Source organism: Flavobacterium anhuiense (genome assembly GCF_050990855.1).
Lineage (GTDB): Bacteria > Bacteroidota > Bacteroidia > Flavobacteriales > Flavobacteriaceae > Flavobacterium > Flavobacterium anhuiense_C.
Window position 1 is genome coordinate 3,058,591 of the sequence record NZ_CP158861.1, and the last position, 18,405, is coordinate 3,076,995.

Consider the following 18,405-nt stretch of genomic DNA (forward strand, 5'->3'; position numbering starts at 1 on the left):
ATGTTTTGATATGCTTTGCGTGTAGTTTTTTTACCGCAAAGGCGCTAAGGTTTACGCAAAGTTCACAAAGTTTTTATTCGCAAAGCTTTGCGTTCTTTGCGTTTGCTCAACTCAATCAAAAACAAAAAAAACTTTGCGCGCTTTGCGGTTAAATCACCAGCATTCAAACTTGAAACCTGAAACAAGAAAAAACTTGAAACAAATTTTCCCTACTTTTGCAGCATGAAAAAACACCATTCCAACGACATACTTTCGAATTTAGGCATTAAAAGTCTAAACGAAATGCAGGAAATGGCACACGATGCTATTTTAAACGAAAACAATACTTTATTACTTTCTCCAACGGGATCAGGGAAAACATTGGCTTTTCTGCTTCCAATATTGGAATTGTTGCAACCAGAAGTATTGTCTGTTCAGTGTTTGATTTTGGTTCCGTCTCGCGAACTTGGTCTTCAAATTGAACAGGTTTGGAAAAAAATGGGAACGCAATACAAAGTCAATATTTGTTATGGCGGACATTCAATCGATACTGAAATCAAAAATTTAAGCAATCCGCCAGCAGTTTTAATTGGAACGCCTGGAAGAATTGCGGATCATGTTGAAAGAGAAACTTTTAGAACCGATAAAATTCAGACTTTAATTTTAGATGAGTTTGATAAATCGCTGCAATTGGGTTTTCACGAACAAATGTCTTTTATCATTGGAAGATTATCGAGAGTAAACAAACGTGTTTTGGTTTCGGCAACTTCAGATATTGAGATTCCGAAGTATACACGAGTGGTAAATCCGGTTGTTTTGGATTTTATTCCAGAGGAAGAAGAGAAAACCAATCTTTCGATGAAAATGGTGGTTTCGCCAGCAAAAGATAAATTGCAGAGTTTGTTTAATTTGATTTGCTCTTTAAAATCGGAATCTGCCATTATTTTCTGTAACCATCGTGATGCCGCAGAACGCATTAGCGACACTTTAAACGAAAAAGGAATCTATTCGGTGTATTATCACGGCGGAATGGATCAGGAAGAGCGGGAGCGTGCTTTAATTCAGTTTAGAAACGGAAGTGTTACCTATTTGGTTACAACTGATTTGGCAGCGAGAGGTTTGGATATTCCAGAAATGAAACACGTTATTCACTATCATTTGCCATTAAAAGAAGACGAATTCACACATAGAAACGGGCGTACAGCACGTATGCAAGCAACGGGAACGGCTTACGTGATCATTCACGAAAGTGAAAAAGAATTGGATTACATTGATTACGAAATGGAGGTTTTAGATGTTGAAGGTAAAGTTTCGCTGCCAAAACCGCCTCAATTTCAAACTATTTATATCAGTGGAGGAAAAAAGACAAAACTGAATAAATTTGATATCGTTGGATTCTTTTCGCAAAAAGGAAAACTAGAAAAAGATGATTTAGGATTAATCGAAGTAAAAGATTTTGTTTCGTTTGCAGCAGTAAAATACAATAAAGTAAAAGACCTTTTGAAAAATATTAAGGATGAAAAAATGAAAGGCAAGAAGTTTAAAATCGAAGTGGCCCGTAATGTAATCAAGAAAGAAGAAGACGAGAAGAGAGGGAAGTATTAAGATTTTAGATTTTAGATTTTAGATTTTAGATTTTCAAAATCGCTACGCTCTTTTGAATTTTTAGATTTTCGTTAAAGAACGTACACAAAGCTTGTCCTTTTGAGCGGAGTAGAGCATGAGATCCTTCGACTTCGCTCAGGAAGACATAAAAGGAGAAATTGGAATTTGGAATTTGTGATTTAAGATTACTTCAATCTGTTGGAATTTGGAATTTGCGATTTTATGAATTTATTGTACTGTATTTCAGTGTTTTAGAATTGTGTCGTTAAGTTTTACAATTTTATGTTAAAAAAATAACGAATTGATAGGTGTTTTTTCAATATTTCTATGTTTTTTTGTGTTCGTAAAATTGTAACCCCAAATACTATTATGAAAAAGATTATTACTCTTGCCGCATTGTTTTTTACTTTTGTTTCGTTTGCACAGGTTAAAGTTTTAGAAACGGTTCCTGTAGAAAAATTAGGAAAAGTAAATAACAACTACATTCAGAAAATTGGTGACGAATACACTGTGTATTACACAATCGTTCAAAGTGATGATGACTCTACTTTGAGAAAATTTTCATTCAAAAACATCGATAATGCTTATAACTCTTTATACAACATTATCATGGGAGGATTTACAGCTTCTCCGTTGTACGACATCAAATTAGAGTTACCTAACAACTACATTTGGTTGCACTACACAGGAAACGTGGTTCCAGACAAAGCTACAGTTCAATTTATGGTTTCTGGTAAAGAAAGAGACGCTGCAACAAACAACGTTTCTGAGCCATTCGTAAAAGATCAAATCAACAAATTATTTCAAAAATAGTTTTTTTGAGGTTCAGAGGAACAAAGTAACAAAGGGACAAAGTTTTTAAGCTTAGTTCTTATATTTCATAAAAAAAAAGCTGTTCTTAATTGAGCGGCTTTTTTTTTGTTTCAAGTTTCAGGTTTGATATACTTTGTGTATAGTTTAAACGCAAAGCACGCTAAGTTTTTTATTTTGCAACCTTTTAAAAGCGCAAAGTTCGCAAGGCTTTTGGAATAAAACTTTGCGAACTTTTGCGTTCCCGATAGCTATCGGGATTGTATACTTTGCGGTTTAAATTAAACAGCATTCAAGGAACCTTTGTCCCTTTGTTACTTTGTTACTTTGTCCCTCAAAAAAAAAAACTATATTTTCTTCACGTATTGTGTAATAATCACAATTTGTTGTCCATCTACTTTTCCTTCGATGTATTCTGCGTTTTCGTGGTCTAAACGGATGTTTCTCACAGCAGTTCCTTGTTTGGCAACCATGCTTGATCCTTTTACTTTAAGATCTTTGATTAAAACTACAGAATCTCCGTGTTGTAGTACTACGCCGTTACTATCGCGGTGAACTAATTTGTTTTCGTCATCTTCGCCTTCTCCAGTTGCTTTTGCCCATTCTAGGATGTCTTCATCAAGATACATCATGTCTAGCAATTCCTGTGGCCATCCTGCAGCACGCAAACGGCTTAACATTCTCCAAGCTACAACTTGTACCGGAATATTTTCGTTCCACATACTGTCGTTAAGGCATCTCCAGTGATTTAAATCTACATTATCTGGATTTTCAATTTGATCAATACAAGTGTTACAGGCTAATACAGCTTCATCAATTCCGCCTTTTCTAGTTGGTAGGACTTGATAAACTTTTAAATTTTCTTCATTTCCGCAAAGTTCACATTTAGATCCGCTACGTTTGCTTAATTCTCTCTCGATGCTCATTATTTATTGTTTGTTTTTTAAAATGCGAAATTACTTATAATTTGCTTCGCGGGCAAGTTTATGACTTGATTGTTGTGTAGGGGCATTGCGAGGAACGAAGCAATCTCACAAGGATATACTTTGTGCAATGCAAATGTGATTGCTTCGTTCCTAGCAATGACTTTTAGGGAGTTTATTTTTTAATCCTCACCGCATCTGGAACCAACATTTCATATTCGCCACCATGACGCAATACGTCGCGTACAATGCTCGAACTGATAAAGGAAGTACTTGCAGCTGTCAGCAAGAAAACAGTTTCTATTTTTGATAATTTTCTATTGGTGTGTGCAATTGCTTTTTCGAATTCAAAATCGGCTGGATTACGCAAACCTCTTAAAATGAAATTGGCTTTTTCTTTTTTTGCCAAATCGATTGTTAATCCTTCATAAGTGATCACCGTAACTTTTGGTTCGTCTTTGAAAGTTTCTTCAATAAAGCGTTTTCTTTCTTCTAATGAAAACATATACTTTTTTTCGGCATTTACACCAATGGCAATTACAATTTCGTCAAATAAAGGAATTCCTCTTTTGATTATGTCTTCGTGTCCAAGTGTAATAGGGTCAAACGATCCTGGGAATATGGCTTTTCTCATTTTTTGAGGTTCTAAGTTGATAAGGTTCTGAGATGCGAAGGTACAAAGGTTTTACTTTGTCATGGGAATTTTATATTCTGATTTTTGTGTTTCTAAAGGATAAACTTTGTGTCTAATTTTAATGATTTCGCCATTTTTATGAAGTAATAATAGCTCTTTTTTAGAGTAAGAAATTTTACGATTAGAGTAATTTTCAGTTTTATCCAAATCATCAACGTCATAAGGCATATAAGCGTCAAAATCGTTGTGAGTGGTATAGATGCTATCAGCGCTTACTTTGTCTATTTTAAAAGTAGAATAATAACCGTTGGAGAATTTTAAATTATAAACATCACCAACAGTTGGATTCTTAATTAAAATATCTGATTCATTTTGGTTTTTGATGTAGTTGTTAATGCTGTAAATAGCGAATAAAATTAATATGATGGTTCCAGAAAACATCCATAACGAACTATCAAGTTTTTCGTTTCTTAGTTTTTCTTGCGCTTCTGGAGATAAATCTTCATAGTAAAACCAATTTCTACAGTTTGTGCATTCTATATTGAGGATTTTTCCAACGGGAAAAAGCGGGACTATAGTAACGTAAACATACTTTCTAAAAATGCTGAAATTTAAAGTGTTTTCATTTTTGCATTTCGGACATTTCTCATTTGAAATGAAGCCATTTTTTACGTTTGAGTCTTTTGTTCCGATTAGAAATAGCATGTTTTTTTAGAAGTGCTAAGGTTATAAGTTGCTAAGCTACTAAGTTTTTTCTTTTTTAACTTAAAATATGCTAAGTTTTGGAATTTGGAATTTAAAAATTTATGTAATTCTTTTAGTATTGATAGATTCAACCCATTCGTCTTTTTTGCAGACTTTACAAATTGCTGTTCCAGCTTTCTGTTCTTCTGTATTTCCGCAGAAACTACAAGAATAAAAACCGTCAGTAGGAATGAATTTGCTTTTTGCATAAAACAAAGAAGGTAGAATAGGCAAACCATATCCAACATCTTTGTCTTCATAATAAAAGACGCTTATTTCACCGCTGGTTTCTATAAAAGCGTGTTTTACCTGACCCAAATGTTCAATAGATTTAATACGCAATTCTGCGAAAAATTCGTCTTGCGCCAAACTTTCTTTTTTGAAAGTAGAAACAGAAAATTTTCCGTCATTGATTAAGCATTCGGTTTTACCTTCTATGAATTCTTCAAATTTTTTACTTTTTCCTGTCAGCCAAGTTACAGAGCGGTATAAAATGATTATCGTAGTAAAAACGATCGCTGCCGGAATAATTCCGACATCTTCGTAAAACATTGGGTCGCCGGCAGCAGAACCTAATGCAATAATAATTACGGTTTCAAAAACCGATAATTGTTTTACACCTCTTTTTCCTGCCAATTTAAGAGTCAGTAAAAGAATAATAAACATTACGGTTGAACGAAATATTACTTCAAAAATAAAGTTCTCTGGTAGATTATTAAACAGAAGTCTTTCCCACTCGAAAATTTGTTTCATTTTTTTATTACTAAAGTTAGCTATCTAAGGTACTAAGTTTTGATGTCAAAGATGTATTTAAATTTCCATGTCGTAAGCTGTACTTTTCTGTAAATTTTGATAAACCAGCAATTCTAAAAAAATAAGGTTCTGAAAATCGTAGAATTTCAGAACCTTAGTATGTTTTTTAAGCAAGAGCTAATTCAATTGCGTTAGTGAATAAATCTTCTAAAGAAATTCCAGCAGCTTTTGCTTGTTGCGGAATCAAACTTTCTGTTGTTAAACCTGGAATGGTGTTCATTTCCAACATGTGTGGTTCGCCATTTACGATAATGAATTCGCTTCTTGAGAAACCTTTCATTTTTAAAACTTCGTAAGCACGTTTTGCTATTTCTCCCACTTTTTTGGTCATTTCGTCAGAGATTCTCGCAGGCGTTATTTCTTGCGATTTCCCTTCGTATTTTGCTTCGTAATCAAAGAAATCATTGTCTGATACAATTTCTGTAATTGGCAGCACTTTAATTTCGCCTTGGTAGTTGATTACTCCAACAGAAACTTCAGTTCCGTCAAGGAAACTTTCGATGATGATTTCGTTGTCTTCTTTGTAAGCTACTTCAATTGCAATTGGAAGTTCAGCTTCTGTTTTTACTTTTGAAATTCCGAAACTTGAACCTGCTTTGTTTGGTTTTACGAAACAAGGAAGTCCAACTTTTTTAACGATTTCTTCTGTATTGATTTCGTCTCCTTTATTCAAGTAATAAGAAATTGCTGTTTTGATTCCGTATGGTTTTAAAACAGATAATAAATCTCTTTTATTGAAAGTAAGAGCCGATTGGTAATAATCGCAAGAAGATTGTGGCAATCCAATTAATTCAAAGTAAGCTTGCATTAAACCATCTTCTCCTGGAGTTCCATGAATGGCATTGAAAACGCAGTCAAAAGTTATTTTCTCGCCGTTTACAGTAACTGAAAAATCATTTTTATCGATTGGGAATTCGGCGTCGTTTTGGTCTACATAAACCCATTTTTCTTTGAAAATATGGATACGGAATCCGTTGTATTTTGTTTTGTCAAGATATTGATAAACGACATTTCCGCTAATTAAAGAAATCTTGTATTCGCTAGAATAGCCGCCCATGATAATGGCAATGTTTTTCATTGTGTATTTTAATTTTTTAATTGTTTCAAGTTTAATGTTTCAAGTTCCTGTACGAATTGTTAAAATTATTCGTTCTTATGAAACCGAGTGCCTAGCCCCGATAGAGCCGGTATCCTTTTTGACTGCTTTTTCTGCAGACAAAAAGATATAGGCGAAAGCGGGAATAGCTCCTTTAAAATAAAATTTCAATCCCGAAGCATCAGGATAGAATTCCAAATTCCAAGAGTTCTTTGTTTTAAACAAAATTATCATTTTTTTTGAAACGAAATACTTTATCTTTGTCGCTATTAAAAATAAATTTATGAGTTTACGTCAGTATTTAACAAGCCGAGTTTTTTTCTTGCAATTGCTTGCGGCCGCTGCCATTATCGCGGTTATTGGTTATTTATTTATGCATTGGTTAACTTTTACAACAGATCATGGACACGAAATTGCAGTGCCGAATTTGTCTAAATTGACCGAAGAGCAAGTAGAAGAAAAATTGGACGAGCTGGATTTAGATTACGTTCTATTGGATAGTGTTGATTACAGAAGTGAATATCCAAAATATAGTGTTGTTGAGCAAGATCCGTTGCCGGGTACTAAGGTAAAAGTGGGTAGAAAAATTTATATCAAGATTAATGCTTCTGGTTTTTCGTCTGTAAAAATTCCAGATTTAATCGAGAAAACATATCGTGAAGCTGTGCCAACGTTGAAGGCGTTAGGTCTTGAGCCAGGAACGATTACGTATATTCCGAACCTTGGAAAAGATATGGTTTTGGAAATGCGTTACAAAGGAAGAAACTTAAAAGTAGGTGATCGTGTGCTTAAAGCTTCTAAAATTGATTTGGTTTTAGGAGACGGAAAAGCAAGTTATGTAGATGAAAGTCAGGCAACAGATAGTACTGCGGTGCCTGCAGAAACCCCAGCTGATGAACAATAATATTGAAGAAAATTTAGATCTGGAAGACGAATTATTTGAGCATTACAGATTTGAAGTCCCAAAAGGTCAAGCGTTTTTGCGTATTGACAAATATTTAATGTATTTGATTCCGAATGCCACACGAAATAAAATTCAGAACGCGGCAACGAATGGAAATATTTTTGTGAATGATATTCCAGTAAAATCAAATTACAAAGTAAAACCTTTTGATGTGATAACGGTTATGTTGTCGCATCCTCCGTTTGAAAACCACATTCTTCCTGAAGATATTCCGTTGAATATTGTTTATGAAGACGATGCTCTTTTATTGATCAATAAAGAGCCTGGAATGGTTGTGCATCCTGGTCACGGAAACTATACCGGAACTTTGGTAAATGCTTTGGCGCATCATTTTGATAATTTGCCGATGAACAGCAGCGAACGTCCAGGTTTGGTTCATCGAATTGATAAAGATACGTCTGGACTTTTGGTTGTGGCTAAAACAGAAGCGGCGATGACGCATTTAGCCAAACAATTTGAAGCTAAAACAACCGAACGTGAGTATATTGCTCTTGTTTGGGGAAATGTTGTAGCTGACAGCGGTACAATTGAAGGAAATCTGGCAAGACACTTAAAGGATCGTATGCAAATGGCAGTTTTTGATGATCCAGAAATTGGCAAGCCTGCAATTACGCATTATAAAGTGTTGGAACGTTTTGGTTATGTGACTCTTATTTCTTGTAAACTAGAAACAGGAAGAACACACCAGATTCGTGCGCATATGAAACATATCGGACATCCGTTGTTTAATGATGAACGTTACGGCGGTCATTTGATTTTGAAAGGAACGACTTTTACGAAATACAAACAGTTTATAGAGAATTGTTTTAAAGCTTTACCACGTCAGGCGCTGCATGCTAAAACGCTTGGATTTGTTCATCCAACAACTGGCGAAATGATGCGTTTTGATACGGAACTTCCTCAAGATTTTAAAGATTGCATCGAGAAATGGCAGAATTATGTGAAGTCGCATAATGTTGAAGATGAGTTGTAATTAGATAATTTGTCAATTAGAAAATTAGATAATTTCTTGAATGAAATAAAACAAAAAAATGCTCCACAAGGAGCATTTTTTTGTTTTGAGATATTTTATTATGGTTCCAATATTCTGTAGAGGCGTACTGCAATGCGTCTAACATTGTGGATATTCGTTACGGAGACGCACCACATGAATCTTTTTTAGGATTCTACTTTGACATTTCGATCAAGAAATATTGAGATTTTTTCTGCTATTTCATTTGCATCTTTTTCTTTTAACTGTTTTTTTATGATGTAGTCATTAGAAGAGATAGGAAAGACATCCAAGTATATCATCCAGCCTAAGCTATATTTTCCACTTAAATAAATAACATTTACAGATTGTAATTTATATAATTTGCAGTGAAATTTATTATTGATATACAAATCTTCATCTCTAACGCTAAGCACATGAAATTTGTTTCTGTACCATTCAAAGTAATCATTGAATAGCACATATGCGAGTGCTGACATTGCAATGATAATTGAAATAAATGTTTCAGCTATTACTTCAGGTTTTAACTTAATAATAATTAATAGTAATGTTGAAAAGAAAATTAGCCAAGGAACAATCAATGCTTTTTTGTTGAAATAAAACGAAATAGTCATTTCGTTATCACCATTTTGTAATATTTCATATTTTTCCATTCGTTAGATTACTCTATAAGGTTATTATTCTTAAATCAGTTATTTTGACATCTCCGTTTGTTATGAAACCTAATTTTCCTTTTTGATTTAGACTGCTTTTTTCAAGAGAACATTCTAAAGTTATTTTATCGTTTACAGAAAAGTACAATTGATTGTTTACGACTTTGATTTTAACCGAATACCATTTGTTGTTTTCTAATTCCATTGGTTTTTTAAACAACGTTTTTCCGCCTCGTTTTCCATACGAATCGTCTTTTTTATCATAAACACCGTCGCCAATTACAATGTTTTGATCAATTTGATACAAATAGGTTCTTATGTATTTTCCTTTATCCAGATTGAGCATAATTTCAAACAAAGATTCTTTGGTCATGTTGACTTTCAAATCGATTTCATAATTTTTTGGAAGCTGTTTTTTTGAAACCAAAACACCCCAAGGCGATAGAGAGCCATTTCCTATTAGCGTGTCATTTTTTAAAATCCATTCTTTAGAATTGATTTCCCAATCTGATTTTAGTTCTTTTGAATGCTGTAAAGTGTATTCTTTTTTAGAAGTTGAAATCGTGCTTGAACACGAACTTAAAACCAATAAAAAAATAAGTGTAATGCTTATTTGCTTTATCATAAATTATTATTGTGGATATTCGTGCGGAGACGCACTGCAGTGCGCCTCTACAGATATGCTTTGCGTTCGGTTGATAAATTATCTAATTGACTCATTATCTAATTGACTCATTTTTAATTCAATTCCGAATGATATTTTATTTTTCCGATTGATCCCGTTTCTGAAGGTAAAAGTTCGAAAACAGAAGTAGGAGCGAGTCCTTGTTCAATTCGGTGTGAAACGTAAATAATGCTCACATTGGTTTCTTGTTTAATCGTGTTGATTAACTGAATCACTAAATCTACATTTTCGTCATCTAAACCTTCAACTGGTTCGTCTAAAATTAATAATGGCGGATGTTTTAAAACGGCGCGAACAATTAATGCAACGCGTTGCTGTCCGATAGAAAGATCAATAAAACGCTTCTTTCTTAAATGCTTCATTTCGATCACTTCCAGCCATTGATTTACAATTTGTTTTTGATGTGTTGTTGGTTCCGTATACAACCCGATTGAATCAAAGAAACCTGATAAAATCATTTGTTCTAATGTATGGCCTTTTTGAAACAAATCGGTCATGGAAGTCGTGAAGATTCCGATTTGTTTTTTGATTTCCCAAACACTTTCACCAGTTCCTTTTTTTCTTCCAAATAAGAATAAATTTTGTCCAAAACCTTTCGGATTGTCTCCCGTAATTAATGATAAAATAGTGCTTTTTCCGGAGCCATTAGGGCCAATTAATTGCCAGAACTCGCCTTGTTTGATTGTCCAAGAAATCTTGTTTATGATTTTTCTTTCTTCGTAGCTTACAGAAACATCATCGAGTTTTATTAGTTCGTTATTTTCAAAAGAATGTGTTTCTGTTGCTTTCGGAATTGATGCGGTATTTAATGTTTTAAAGTGATTTTCTGTTCTGATAAAAGGATGTAATTCGAAAGTATTGTCTTTTATTAAAGCTTTATTCGGGACAAATTCAAGAACATCAACTACACGGTTTAAAAGCTGGATAATCGCAATGTCTTTTGTTAAATCTTTTAAAGAATCTGCCAGAACCGCTCTTGAAGCCTGATCTAAATGATCGAACGGATTGTCGAAAATGATAAAATCTGGCTTTTGGTTGATACAGTATTTCAAAAATTCTTTTTTTCTTTCGCCAGATGAGAAAGTACGAAGCTGTCTGTGCGAATCTTTTGAAGCTTCGACACTGTCATATTGAAACTCTTTTTCTATGAATTTCTCGATCGCGATATCAGAGAAAAGAATTCCCTTTTGGTTATTAAAAGTGGCTAAATCTCCTTTTGCTTCGCCTGCAAGTAAAGCGTTTATAAAAGCTTTTTTATTTACTTGATTGGACAAAAGTATATCCCAGTGTTGCATTGTGTATTTTTAAATTTGAGTGTGTTATAAAAAGATTTTTTTGCCACAGATTAAAAGATTTGAATGATTAATCTTTTTAATCCTTTAATCTGTGGCATTTATTTTATTTTTTTGTTGCCATTTCGCGGTCATTTCTAGACCATTCGCTCCACGAACCCACATATAATTTCGGAATTGGAAGTCCGGCGTAATCCATCGCTAATAAAGTGTGACAAGCTGTAACGCCAGAACCGCAATGAACAATTATATTTTCTGATATTTTATCTCCAATTACAGCTTTGTATTTTGCCGCCAATTCATTAGCAGATTTGAATAATCCGTTTTCGTCTAAATTTTCAGTTAATGGAACATTGATAGCTCCCGGAATATGTCCTGCAACTAGATCTAGCGGTTCTGTCAAACCATCATAACGGTTTTTATCACGAACATCAATTACTATATTTTGATCGTTTTTGCGTGCTTCTTCGACTTCTTCAATATCGGCTAAAGCTAATTTCCATTCTTGCGAAGGATAGTCAGTTTTCTCAAAAGTTTCATTCCGCGAATTTTTTGGAAAACCAGCTTGAATTGCAGCTTGATAACCGCCGTTTAAAACCTGAATTTTTTCGTGTCCAATCGCACGCATCATCCACCAGAATCTGGCCGCAAAATTGGAACCGTTTTTGTCATCGTAAACCACAACATGATCTGAAGGAGAAATTCCTAAAGCAGAAAGTGTTTTTGCAAATTCTTCGGCTGAAGGCAAAGGATGCCTTCCTCCATTTACAGGGTTTTCTGGAATCGCTGCCAAATCACGATTTAAGTCAACAAAGCGCGCACCTTTTAAATGTTCTTTTTGATAATTTTCGAAAGTGTTCGCGCCAGCTCGAGCATCAATTAAAATGATTTTTGAGGCATTTAATTCAAGTAATTCTTGAGCAGTAATTAGTGGAGAAATTGTATCCATTTTTTATTTTTTCTTAGAATTTCCAAGCCAAAACAAGGCATTCGAAATTAACTGGCTTTGCGTTTTGTTTTCAAAAGTGTACGATAAGGTTTTGTTTGTTCCGCCTTCGTAATCAATATCGTTATGTCCCATATTTATGTACAGCATTTTGTACTTCTTGTTTGTCCAAACTACTGGATAATAACCGCTATGCCAGATTTCATGAGATTTTGGACCTGTTCCGAGTGGAAAACTAGATTCGTCAATAGCCAACAAAATTTCAATATCTGGATTTTTGGTTAAATCGTTCGACCATCTGTACCATTCGTTTGGGGCAGAAGTAAAGGTTTTAGGCAAATTTTTTGTTACAGGATGTTGATTTTCTACTCTTAAAACTGCCGAAGTTGGCCGCCAAGTATTGCTTCCATATTCGCCAGAACCTAAAAAAGTATTGTGATACCAGTTCCAATCTTGCGGATAAGTAGAATTGTTTAAGGCGAATGCCGAGAAATGAAATCCAATAAATCCGCCACCATTTTCCATATATTTCTGGAAAGCTTCGCGCTCTTCTTTTTTCTCAGGTCTTGTGTCTAAAAACAGAACCACTTGATATTTTGCCAAAAACGTAGCATTTAAATTGTCCCAATTGCTGGTTGAATTGTATTGAAAATGGTTCTCTTCTGCCAGCTTCGTAAAGTATTTATTCGCTTCATGCACAAAACTAATATGCGCTTGATCGTTTTTTGCGGTATAAAAAGCAATGACTTTAAACTTTGGATTTTCTTTTTTCTTTTGCGAAAAGCCAAAGAAAGGGAGAACAAAAAGTAAAAGTAAAACGCTTCTCTTAAAGATGGTTTGGTGGTTTTGGTTGAAAATAGTCATCAATTTTTAAGCGGTTAAACAGGAATTTTTTCGATTAAAATTTCATGTTCCGATTTGTCAAAATAAGTGCAAGTCATCTCGACAATATCGACTCTCCATTTTGCAATTCCAGCTTGTGCACAATGATTGCAGAAAGTCATATAATCGGTTTCGCCATGTTGATGTTTTACCAAATTTTCTATAAAAAGTTCCTTGTTCGGAAAATCAGCCACTTTAATTTCTGGATATTTTTCTTCAGCTGCTGCAGTGTAATTATTCAATCCGTAATATACCGTGCTTCCGTCATGCACGAAAGTGTCGTATCCTTTTACGCCTAAAATGATTAGATCTTGAATATAATTTGGAAAATCTGAACCTGATTTTACTTTTGAATGCGCTTCTTTTATTTGTTCTATTGTAAACATAATTTGTATAGTTTTTAAGTTAGCTTTTGCCACTAATTCGTGTAATTTGTGGCAGAAAAAAAATTATTTCAAAAATACGATTAATGATTTTATAAACGAATCAAAAGATTCGATATGTGGCAAATGTCCTGTGTTAGGAATTTCTACCAATTTTGCATTCGGAATTGCTTTCTGTGTTTTTTTACCTAATTCAGCATAATTTCCCATTGTTTTTCTCACTTCTTCAGAAACCAATGGTTTTCCTAAAGCCGTTTTATCTCTCGTTCCGATAATTAATAGAGTAGGACATTTAATGTTTTTAAATTCATACAAAACAGGTTGCGTAAAAATCATATCGTACAAAAGGGCCGAATTCCAGGCAACACGGTCATAATCAGGAGCGGTTGTCCAACCAGCGCCAAGCTCAGCCCATTTTTGATAATCGGCATTCCATTTTCCGTCATAATAGTTTGCCATTTGATATTTTTTGATGCCTTCGTAATTCTGTTTCAATTCCGATTCGTACCACCAATCGACGGGTTTGTATGGAACCACTAATTTCCAATCTTCCAAACCAATTGGGTTTTCTAGAACTAATTTTTCTGTCGTGTCTGGATACATCAAGGCAAAACGTGTTGCCAGCATTCCGCCCATAGAATGTCCTAAAACGGTTGTTTTTTGAATTCCTAAATGATCTAAGAGTTTTTTAGTGTTTTCGGCTAACTGCTGAAAAGAATATTGAAAATTGTCTGGTTTTGTCGATTTCCCAAATCCAATTTGATCAGGAACAATTACGCGATAACCTTCTTTTGTTAAAGCTTTTATAGTTGTTTCCCAATACGCGCCATTGAAGTTTTTCCCGTGCAGTAAAACAATGTTTTTTTGGTTATAATTTTCTGGAATAATATCCATATAACTCATTTTTAAATACTGGCGCTGGTTGCTCAATTCAATAAAATGAACAGGGAAAGGATATTCGTAATTGCTTAAATTAATATCTAACGCTTTTATATTTCCCTGCTGGCCAAAAGTTAAGCAAGGAATTAGGAGTAGTAATAGTTTGAATACTTTCATTTTAGAGGCTTTTTTTTTATAATTTATAAAGTTAAACCGAACCATTTTTAAAACAAAGTGTAAAATCTTAAAGTTATCAGAAAAAAAGCAATTGAAATAGTTTCTCTGTTATTACTGCTAATTATCGATGATTTGTTGCAATTTTATCGATTAAATGATTCGGTTTTTGAAAATAATGTATTTTAACGAGTAATGTGGCACTTCAAAGATCTTCTTTTATTAACAGGAAAAAGGTATGTAATTTTGTATCAGAATGTTGTAAGCCTTAAAAGATAGTATTATGAAAACAACAATACTTTTGCTCCTGCTCACAGTCCCCACATTTGCCCAAGAACTCAATACTTTTGATTTCGCCGTTATAAACTCTACTTTAATTTCTGCAAATATCGATCTCGATAAGGGTCGGAGTGTTATTGCGGCAAATCAAGACCAATATTCAGCGTATTTTCAGTACGCGCTTACAATGTGTGAAGACGATATTATTTTTGGTGCTGGAATTGACAAATCTGAAATTGATCGTACTTACGTAGGCTATATCGGTAAAATTTGCGATAAGTTTAGAGCTACAATCGGTATAGGATATGTAGATTCTAGAAGTGGTTATGAGGGAACTTTTACGGGTTTTAGCATTTCGTGGCATTTTTCTGAAAACACCTATATTGGCGGAAATCTCGAAAATCTTCATTCTTCGATTATTGATTACGAAATCGACGAAAGTTTTGATTATTATAAAAAACTGGTTCCTAAAGTTTTTGGAAGTTATGAAATTATTCCTCATGTAATTGCATTTGGACAGTTGAGTTCGAGAGTAAATGACATTGCGCTAAAGTATCAGGTTCAACGATTTTCGGCAGGGGGATTTTACTCAGGGCATTCGGTGGGAGGTATTTTTGGAACTGTCAATGTTGGACGATTTGCTATTTCGTGCAGTACAACTTTTGAGAGGGTTAATTTTGGATTGAAGTTTGAATAGCGAAAATTACTTAATTGAAAAAATCCCAAAAACAAGATTTAAAATTTTTTTTGGGATTTTTTATATAAGTGATTCGTTATAAATCAACAAAATCATCGCTTTTAGGGAAAATGCTCAAAGCTTGAATTGCTATTTCTGGCGTTGGAGAAGCAAGCTTGCGAAGTTTTGTGTCCATCCACGCGCCGTCAACTGTGATTGTTGCGCAAAGCGTATCGTCTTCTCTTCTAAATTCATGTACGATTGACCAGCGAGAAGCATCGGCTTTCATTTTGGAAGTTTTAGTATGAATGAAAATTTTGTCTGAAAGTTTTAATTCCTTTCTAAAAACACATTCTTCTCTAAATAAAACAGGGCCAAAACCCTGCGTTTGCATTACTTTTAAAGTCAGACCCAATTCTTCTAGAATTTCGATACGATGCTGCGCACCAAAATCGTAGTAAGCACTATGACGAACGTGAAAATTTGGGTCAAGATCTGACCAGCGAAAAGATATTTCTTTTGTAAATGAAGCCATTTTTTAATAGTGTATTGTATTGAAAAACCGAAATTACAAATAAATAATAAACGAAGAAGTTAAAAATGCTATGCGTGCATAATTTTTTTTTTTTTTTAAATCAATATCGTTTAGCCATAAAAAAATAGTATTGCATATTTTTGGCAATTTTTTACACTGTCATTTTTGCTAATTCAACTTCCAATTTATCAAAGTTTTCCTCGTTTTTATCGACAACGTACGGTTTTAGTTTTTGACATTCTTCTTCCGTTTCAAAAAGCATTTTAAAAACGACTTTAGTTTGGTTTTCGGCAACGGTTTCAAAAGTGGTTAAGATTTGAAAAAGTGGTTTAGAATGGCGTTTCCAAGCGATTAGATTCGGCTTGTCTATTTTGATGAATTCGCATTCGTTAGTATAATTCCCAACTTCAGGACCATGCATGATAAAACTCCATTTTCCGCCTTCGCAAAAGTTGAATTCATGAAAAGTATTGGTAAATCCTTTTGGTCCCCACCAATTTTTCAAATGTTCAGGTGTACTCCACGCTTTGAAAACAAGTTCTTGCGGGAAATTCAAAACACGTGTGGTTACGATTTCTGAATCAGGTGTAGTGGTTAGAATATCTGAAGTCATTTCTTCTGAGCTTTTTGTTGAATTTCAATAAAATAAGTAAAGTTACATTTATTTTATTAAATGATAATTCGGTGTTTTCAAGATTAAATAGTTTCTAGATTATCCCATTCGTATTCAATTTTATTTACTTTTAAATAATACGGAATAAGCAGCAAAATTTCTAATCTAAAGGAAAAATGATCTTTTCCAGCACTGAAAGGAAGTATGAACAAAGAAGCAATGCATATTGCAATACCGACAATCGCATCTATTTTAGCAATCGTAATTGCGTTAGGTTTTTCAAACCAAAGAGAATAAGCTGCAAATCCTTTTAAAAGCATAATGGCAATTATGAATAGTCCAGTTCCAGAATAAGCCGTATTTGTAGAAAATCCGTAAAGGGATAAATTAACATTTGAAACAAAAAGATTTGTAATAAGAGAAGCGATTGCGAATAAGCTCATAATCATAAAAATCCAGCAGAAGACTTTTATCCACCAAGGGAGTAGTTTACGCCTTATTACTTCGGATTTTTCAAATTCATCAAATTGGCTTTTTAATTCTTGTTCCATGTTTTTGAGGTTAGTTAGCTTATTTGTTTTAGATGTTTTTGTTCTGCTTCGTTTATTTTTTTTACAATCCAAGGTAATGTTAATCCTTGTCCAATCAAAGTTAATAATACTGCTGCGATAGAAATAAAAATAATAGCATTGCGATGTGGGAAAGGAGTTCCGTCTTCTAAATATTTTGGAAGTCCCATGGCGATTGCCAACGAAACAATACCACGCATTCCAGACCAGCTTATAATTAAACTATTGCCAAAATCGAGTAGTGCGTGCTCACTGACTTTTCTTTTGCGTTTTTTATTGCTTTGAAATGATTTTTGAAGATTCTTTTTTTGAAAAAAGACCCTAATCATTCTGGTTAATAATGCAACGATTGTAATAACTGCAGCATAGCCAATATACGGTAAAATCATACCATCGTCAATATCTTTGAGAATGTATCGGAAATTAAGTCCGATTAGAATGAAAATCAAGCCATTTAAAATAAAAATAATGACGCCCCACAGATTTCTGGCATTGTTTTTTAAATTTTCAGGAAAAACTGTATTGCTTAAACGCGCCATTGCCAATCCTAAAATCACAACAGCAATTACTCCAGAAACATGTAAATGCTCTGCTATTAAATAGGTCACAAAAGGCATTAATAGCATAAAACTAACAGTGACGTTTATATTGTCTCGGACTTTTTTCAGTATGAGGCTTAAAATTTTTCCCATTACAAAACCGACTAAAAATCCGCCGCCAAGCAAAATTATAAATTCAAACGTGGCTTTCCAGATTACAAATGCAGAACCCATTACCGCTGCCACCGCAAAACGATAAGCCACAAGGGCAGAAGCATCATTTATAAGACTTTCGCCTTCAAGTATCGTTAATGTTTTTTCTGGTATGTTAAGTCCTTTTGTGATGTTGACCGCTGCAACAGCATCTGTTGCAGAAAGAATGGCGCCAAGTACAAAAGATAAAGGCCACGTCATGCCTGGAATCATGTAATACGAAACAACTGCAATCCAAAAGGTAGTGAGGAATACTAGTGGAATAGCCAAAGTGCTGATTGTGCTTAAATTGGTTTTAAAGTGTTTTGGCGAAATATTGAAAGAAGCGTCATATAGTAACGGAGGAAGAAAAATCAGGAAAATGATTTCTGGATTGATTTCAATTTCGTTCATTGTCGGAATAAAACCAATTGCAATTCCTACTATGACTAGTAAAATAGGATAAGGCAGTTTTGATTTCTCCGCAAATGCAGAAAGGCCAATAACAATAGCTAAGATAAAAATGATGATGGTGTAATTTTCCATTAT

Annotated in this window: 21 protein-coding genes; 5 read left to right on the forward strand and 16 right to left on the reverse strand. The window is 34.0% G+C overall.

What is annotated here, in order from left to right:
• Window positions 1-222: 222 nt before the first annotated feature.
• Both ABTV69_RS13650 and ABTV69_RS13655 read left to right on the forward strand, forming a co-directional pair.
• Entirely contained in the window at window positions 223-1,584 is a 1,362-nt protein-coding gene (locus ABTV69_RS13650) for a DEAD/DEAH box helicase (protein ID WP_433829616.1), read from the forward strand.
• 369 nt (window positions 1,585-1,953) lie between these two features.
• Entirely contained in the window at window positions 1,954-2,397 is a 444-nt protein-coding gene (locus ABTV69_RS13655; RefSeq protein WP_202001246.1) for a hypothetical protein, read from the forward strand.
• A gap of 344 nt (window positions 2,398-2,741) precedes the next feature.
• Here the strand turns inward: ABTV69_RS13655 and ABTV69_RS13660 are convergent, their stop codons facing one another.
• From ABTV69_RS13660 to ABTV69_RS13680, 5 genes are all read right to left on the reverse strand, one after another.
• Window positions 2,742-3,320, reverse strand: coding sequence for a PhnA domain-containing protein (locus ABTV69_RS13660; RefSeq protein WP_433829618.1), 579 nt, complete (start codon window positions 3,318-3,320; stop codon window positions 2,742-2,744).
• Window positions 3,321-3,492: 172 nt separating this feature from the next.
• Window positions 3,493-3,951 (reverse strand): pantetheine-phosphate adenylyltransferase, encoded by a 459-nt coding sequence (gene coaD, locus ABTV69_RS13665; RefSeq protein ID WP_433829620.1) that lies wholly within the window; start codon window positions 3,949-3,951, stop codon window positions 3,493-3,495.
• Between the two features lie 51 nt (window positions 3,952-4,002).
• Entirely contained in the window at window positions 4,003-4,656 is a 654-nt protein-coding gene (locus tag ABTV69_RS13670; protein WP_433829622.1) for a hypothetical protein, read from the reverse strand.
• Window positions 4,657-4,755: 99 nt separating this feature from the next.
• On the reverse strand, window positions 4,756-5,448 hold the full coding sequence (locus ABTV69_RS13675) for a DUF421 domain-containing protein (RefSeq protein WP_433829624.1): 693 nt from the start codon (window positions 5,446-5,448) through the stop codon (window positions 4,756-4,758).
• A gap of 166 nt (window positions 5,449-5,614) precedes the next feature.
• The gene (locus tag ABTV69_RS13680; RefSeq protein WP_433829626.1) at window positions 5,615-6,586 is read right to left on the reverse strand and encodes a D-alanine--D-alanine ligase; all 972 of its coding nucleotides are present in this window, start codon (window positions 6,584-6,586) and stop codon (window positions 5,615-5,617) included.
• A 301-nt stretch (window positions 6,587-6,887) separates the two neighbouring features.
• On the opposite strand from ABTV69_RS13680, the gene ABTV69_RS13685 reads away from it, so the two are divergent.
• Together ABTV69_RS13685 and ABTV69_RS13690 are read left to right on the forward strand one after the other, a co-directional pair.
• Window positions 6,888-7,508, forward strand: coding sequence for a PASTA domain-containing protein (locus ABTV69_RS13685; RefSeq protein ID WP_433829628.1), 621 nt, complete (start codon window positions 6,888-6,890; stop codon window positions 7,506-7,508).
• A complete protein-coding gene (locus ABTV69_RS13690; RefSeq protein WP_433829629.1) occupies window positions 7,498-8,541 on the forward strand; it encodes an RluA family pseudouridine synthase in 1,044 nt (347 codons plus the stop codon). Before ABTV69_RS13685 ends, ABTV69_RS13690 begins: the two co-directional genes overlap by 11 nt.
• A 185-nt stretch (window positions 8,542-8,726) precedes the next feature.
• Here ABTV69_RS13690 and ABTV69_RS13695 read toward each other — a convergent pair whose 3' ends face one another.
• The 7 genes from ABTV69_RS13695 to ABTV69_RS13725 all read right to left on the reverse strand — a co-directional run bounded on the left by ABTV69_RS13695 (window position 8,727) and on the right by ABTV69_RS13725 (window position 14,456).
• Window positions 8,727-9,212 (reverse strand): hypothetical protein, encoded by a 486-nt coding sequence (locus tag ABTV69_RS13695; protein WP_433829631.1) that lies wholly within the window; start codon window positions 9,210-9,212, stop codon window positions 8,727-8,729.
• Window positions 9,213-9,225: 13 nt separating this feature from the next.
• Entirely contained in the window at window positions 9,226-9,837 is a 612-nt protein-coding gene (locus tag ABTV69_RS13700; RefSeq protein ID WP_433829633.1) for a family 16 glycoside hydrolase, read from the reverse strand.
• Between the two features lie 113 nt (window positions 9,838-9,950).
• Window positions 9,951-11,192: an ATP-binding cassette domain-containing protein gene (locus tag ABTV69_RS13705; RefSeq protein WP_433829635.1), complete on the reverse strand. Its 1,242-nt coding sequence runs from the start codon at window positions 11,190-11,192 to the stop codon at window positions 9,951-9,953.
• Window positions 11,193-11,295: 103 nt separating this feature from the next.
• Window positions 11,296-12,138 carry a sulfurtransferase gene (locus tag ABTV69_RS13710; RefSeq protein WP_433829637.1) on the reverse strand — a complete coding sequence of 281 codons (843 nt, stop codon included), beginning with the start codon at window positions 12,136-12,138 and terminating at the stop codon, window positions 11,296-11,298.
• A gap of 3 nt (window positions 12,139-12,141) precedes the next feature.
• Window positions 12,142-12,999, reverse strand: coding sequence for a ThuA domain-containing protein (locus ABTV69_RS13715; RefSeq protein ID WP_433829639.1), 858 nt, complete (start codon window positions 12,997-12,999; stop codon window positions 12,142-12,144).
• A 14-nt stretch (window positions 13,000-13,013) separates the two neighbouring features.
• Window positions 13,014-13,403: a DUF1398 domain-containing protein gene (locus tag ABTV69_RS13720; protein ID WP_433829641.1), complete on the reverse strand. Its 390-nt coding sequence runs from the start codon at window positions 13,401-13,403 to the stop codon at window positions 13,014-13,016.
• A 63-nt stretch (window positions 13,404-13,466) separates the two neighbouring features.
• Window positions 13,467-14,456: an alpha/beta fold hydrolase gene (locus ABTV69_RS13725; RefSeq protein WP_433829643.1), complete on the reverse strand. Its 990-nt coding sequence runs from the start codon at window positions 14,454-14,456 to the stop codon at window positions 13,467-13,469.
• Between the two features lie 280 nt (window positions 14,457-14,736).
• Between ABTV69_RS13725 and ABTV69_RS13730 the strand changes: the two genes are divergently transcribed.
• Window positions 14,737-15,429 carry a hypothetical protein gene (locus ABTV69_RS13730; protein ID WP_433829645.1) on the forward strand — a complete coding sequence of 231 codons (693 nt, stop codon included), beginning with the start codon at window positions 14,737-14,739 and terminating at the stop codon, window positions 15,427-15,429.
• Window positions 15,430-15,505: 76 nt separating this feature from the next.
• Here ABTV69_RS13730 and ABTV69_RS13735 read toward each other — a convergent pair whose 3' ends face one another.
• From ABTV69_RS13735 to ABTV69_RS13750, 4 genes are all read right to left on the reverse strand, one after another.
• Window positions 15,506-15,943: an acyl-CoA thioesterase gene (locus ABTV69_RS13735; protein ID WP_433829647.1), complete on the reverse strand. Its 438-nt coding sequence runs from the start codon at window positions 15,941-15,943 to the stop codon at window positions 15,506-15,508.
• 151 nt (window positions 15,944-16,094) lie between these two features.
• On the reverse strand, window positions 16,095-16,556 hold the full coding sequence (locus ABTV69_RS13740) for an SRPBCC family protein (RefSeq protein WP_433829649.1): 462 nt from the start codon (window positions 16,554-16,556) through the stop codon (window positions 16,095-16,097).
• A gap of 83 nt (window positions 16,557-16,639) precedes the next feature.
• Window positions 16,640-17,107, reverse strand: a complete 468-nt coding sequence (locus tag ABTV69_RS13745) for a hypothetical protein (protein WP_433829651.1) — start codon at window positions 17,105-17,107, stop codon at window positions 16,640-16,642.
• Window positions 17,108-17,121: 14 nt separating this feature from the next.
• Window positions 17,122-18,402, reverse strand: coding sequence for a Na+/H+ antiporter (locus ABTV69_RS13750; protein ID WP_433829653.1), 1,281 nt, complete (start codon window positions 18,400-18,402; stop codon window positions 17,122-17,124).
• Between the last annotated feature and the right edge of the window lie 3 nt (window positions 18,403-18,405).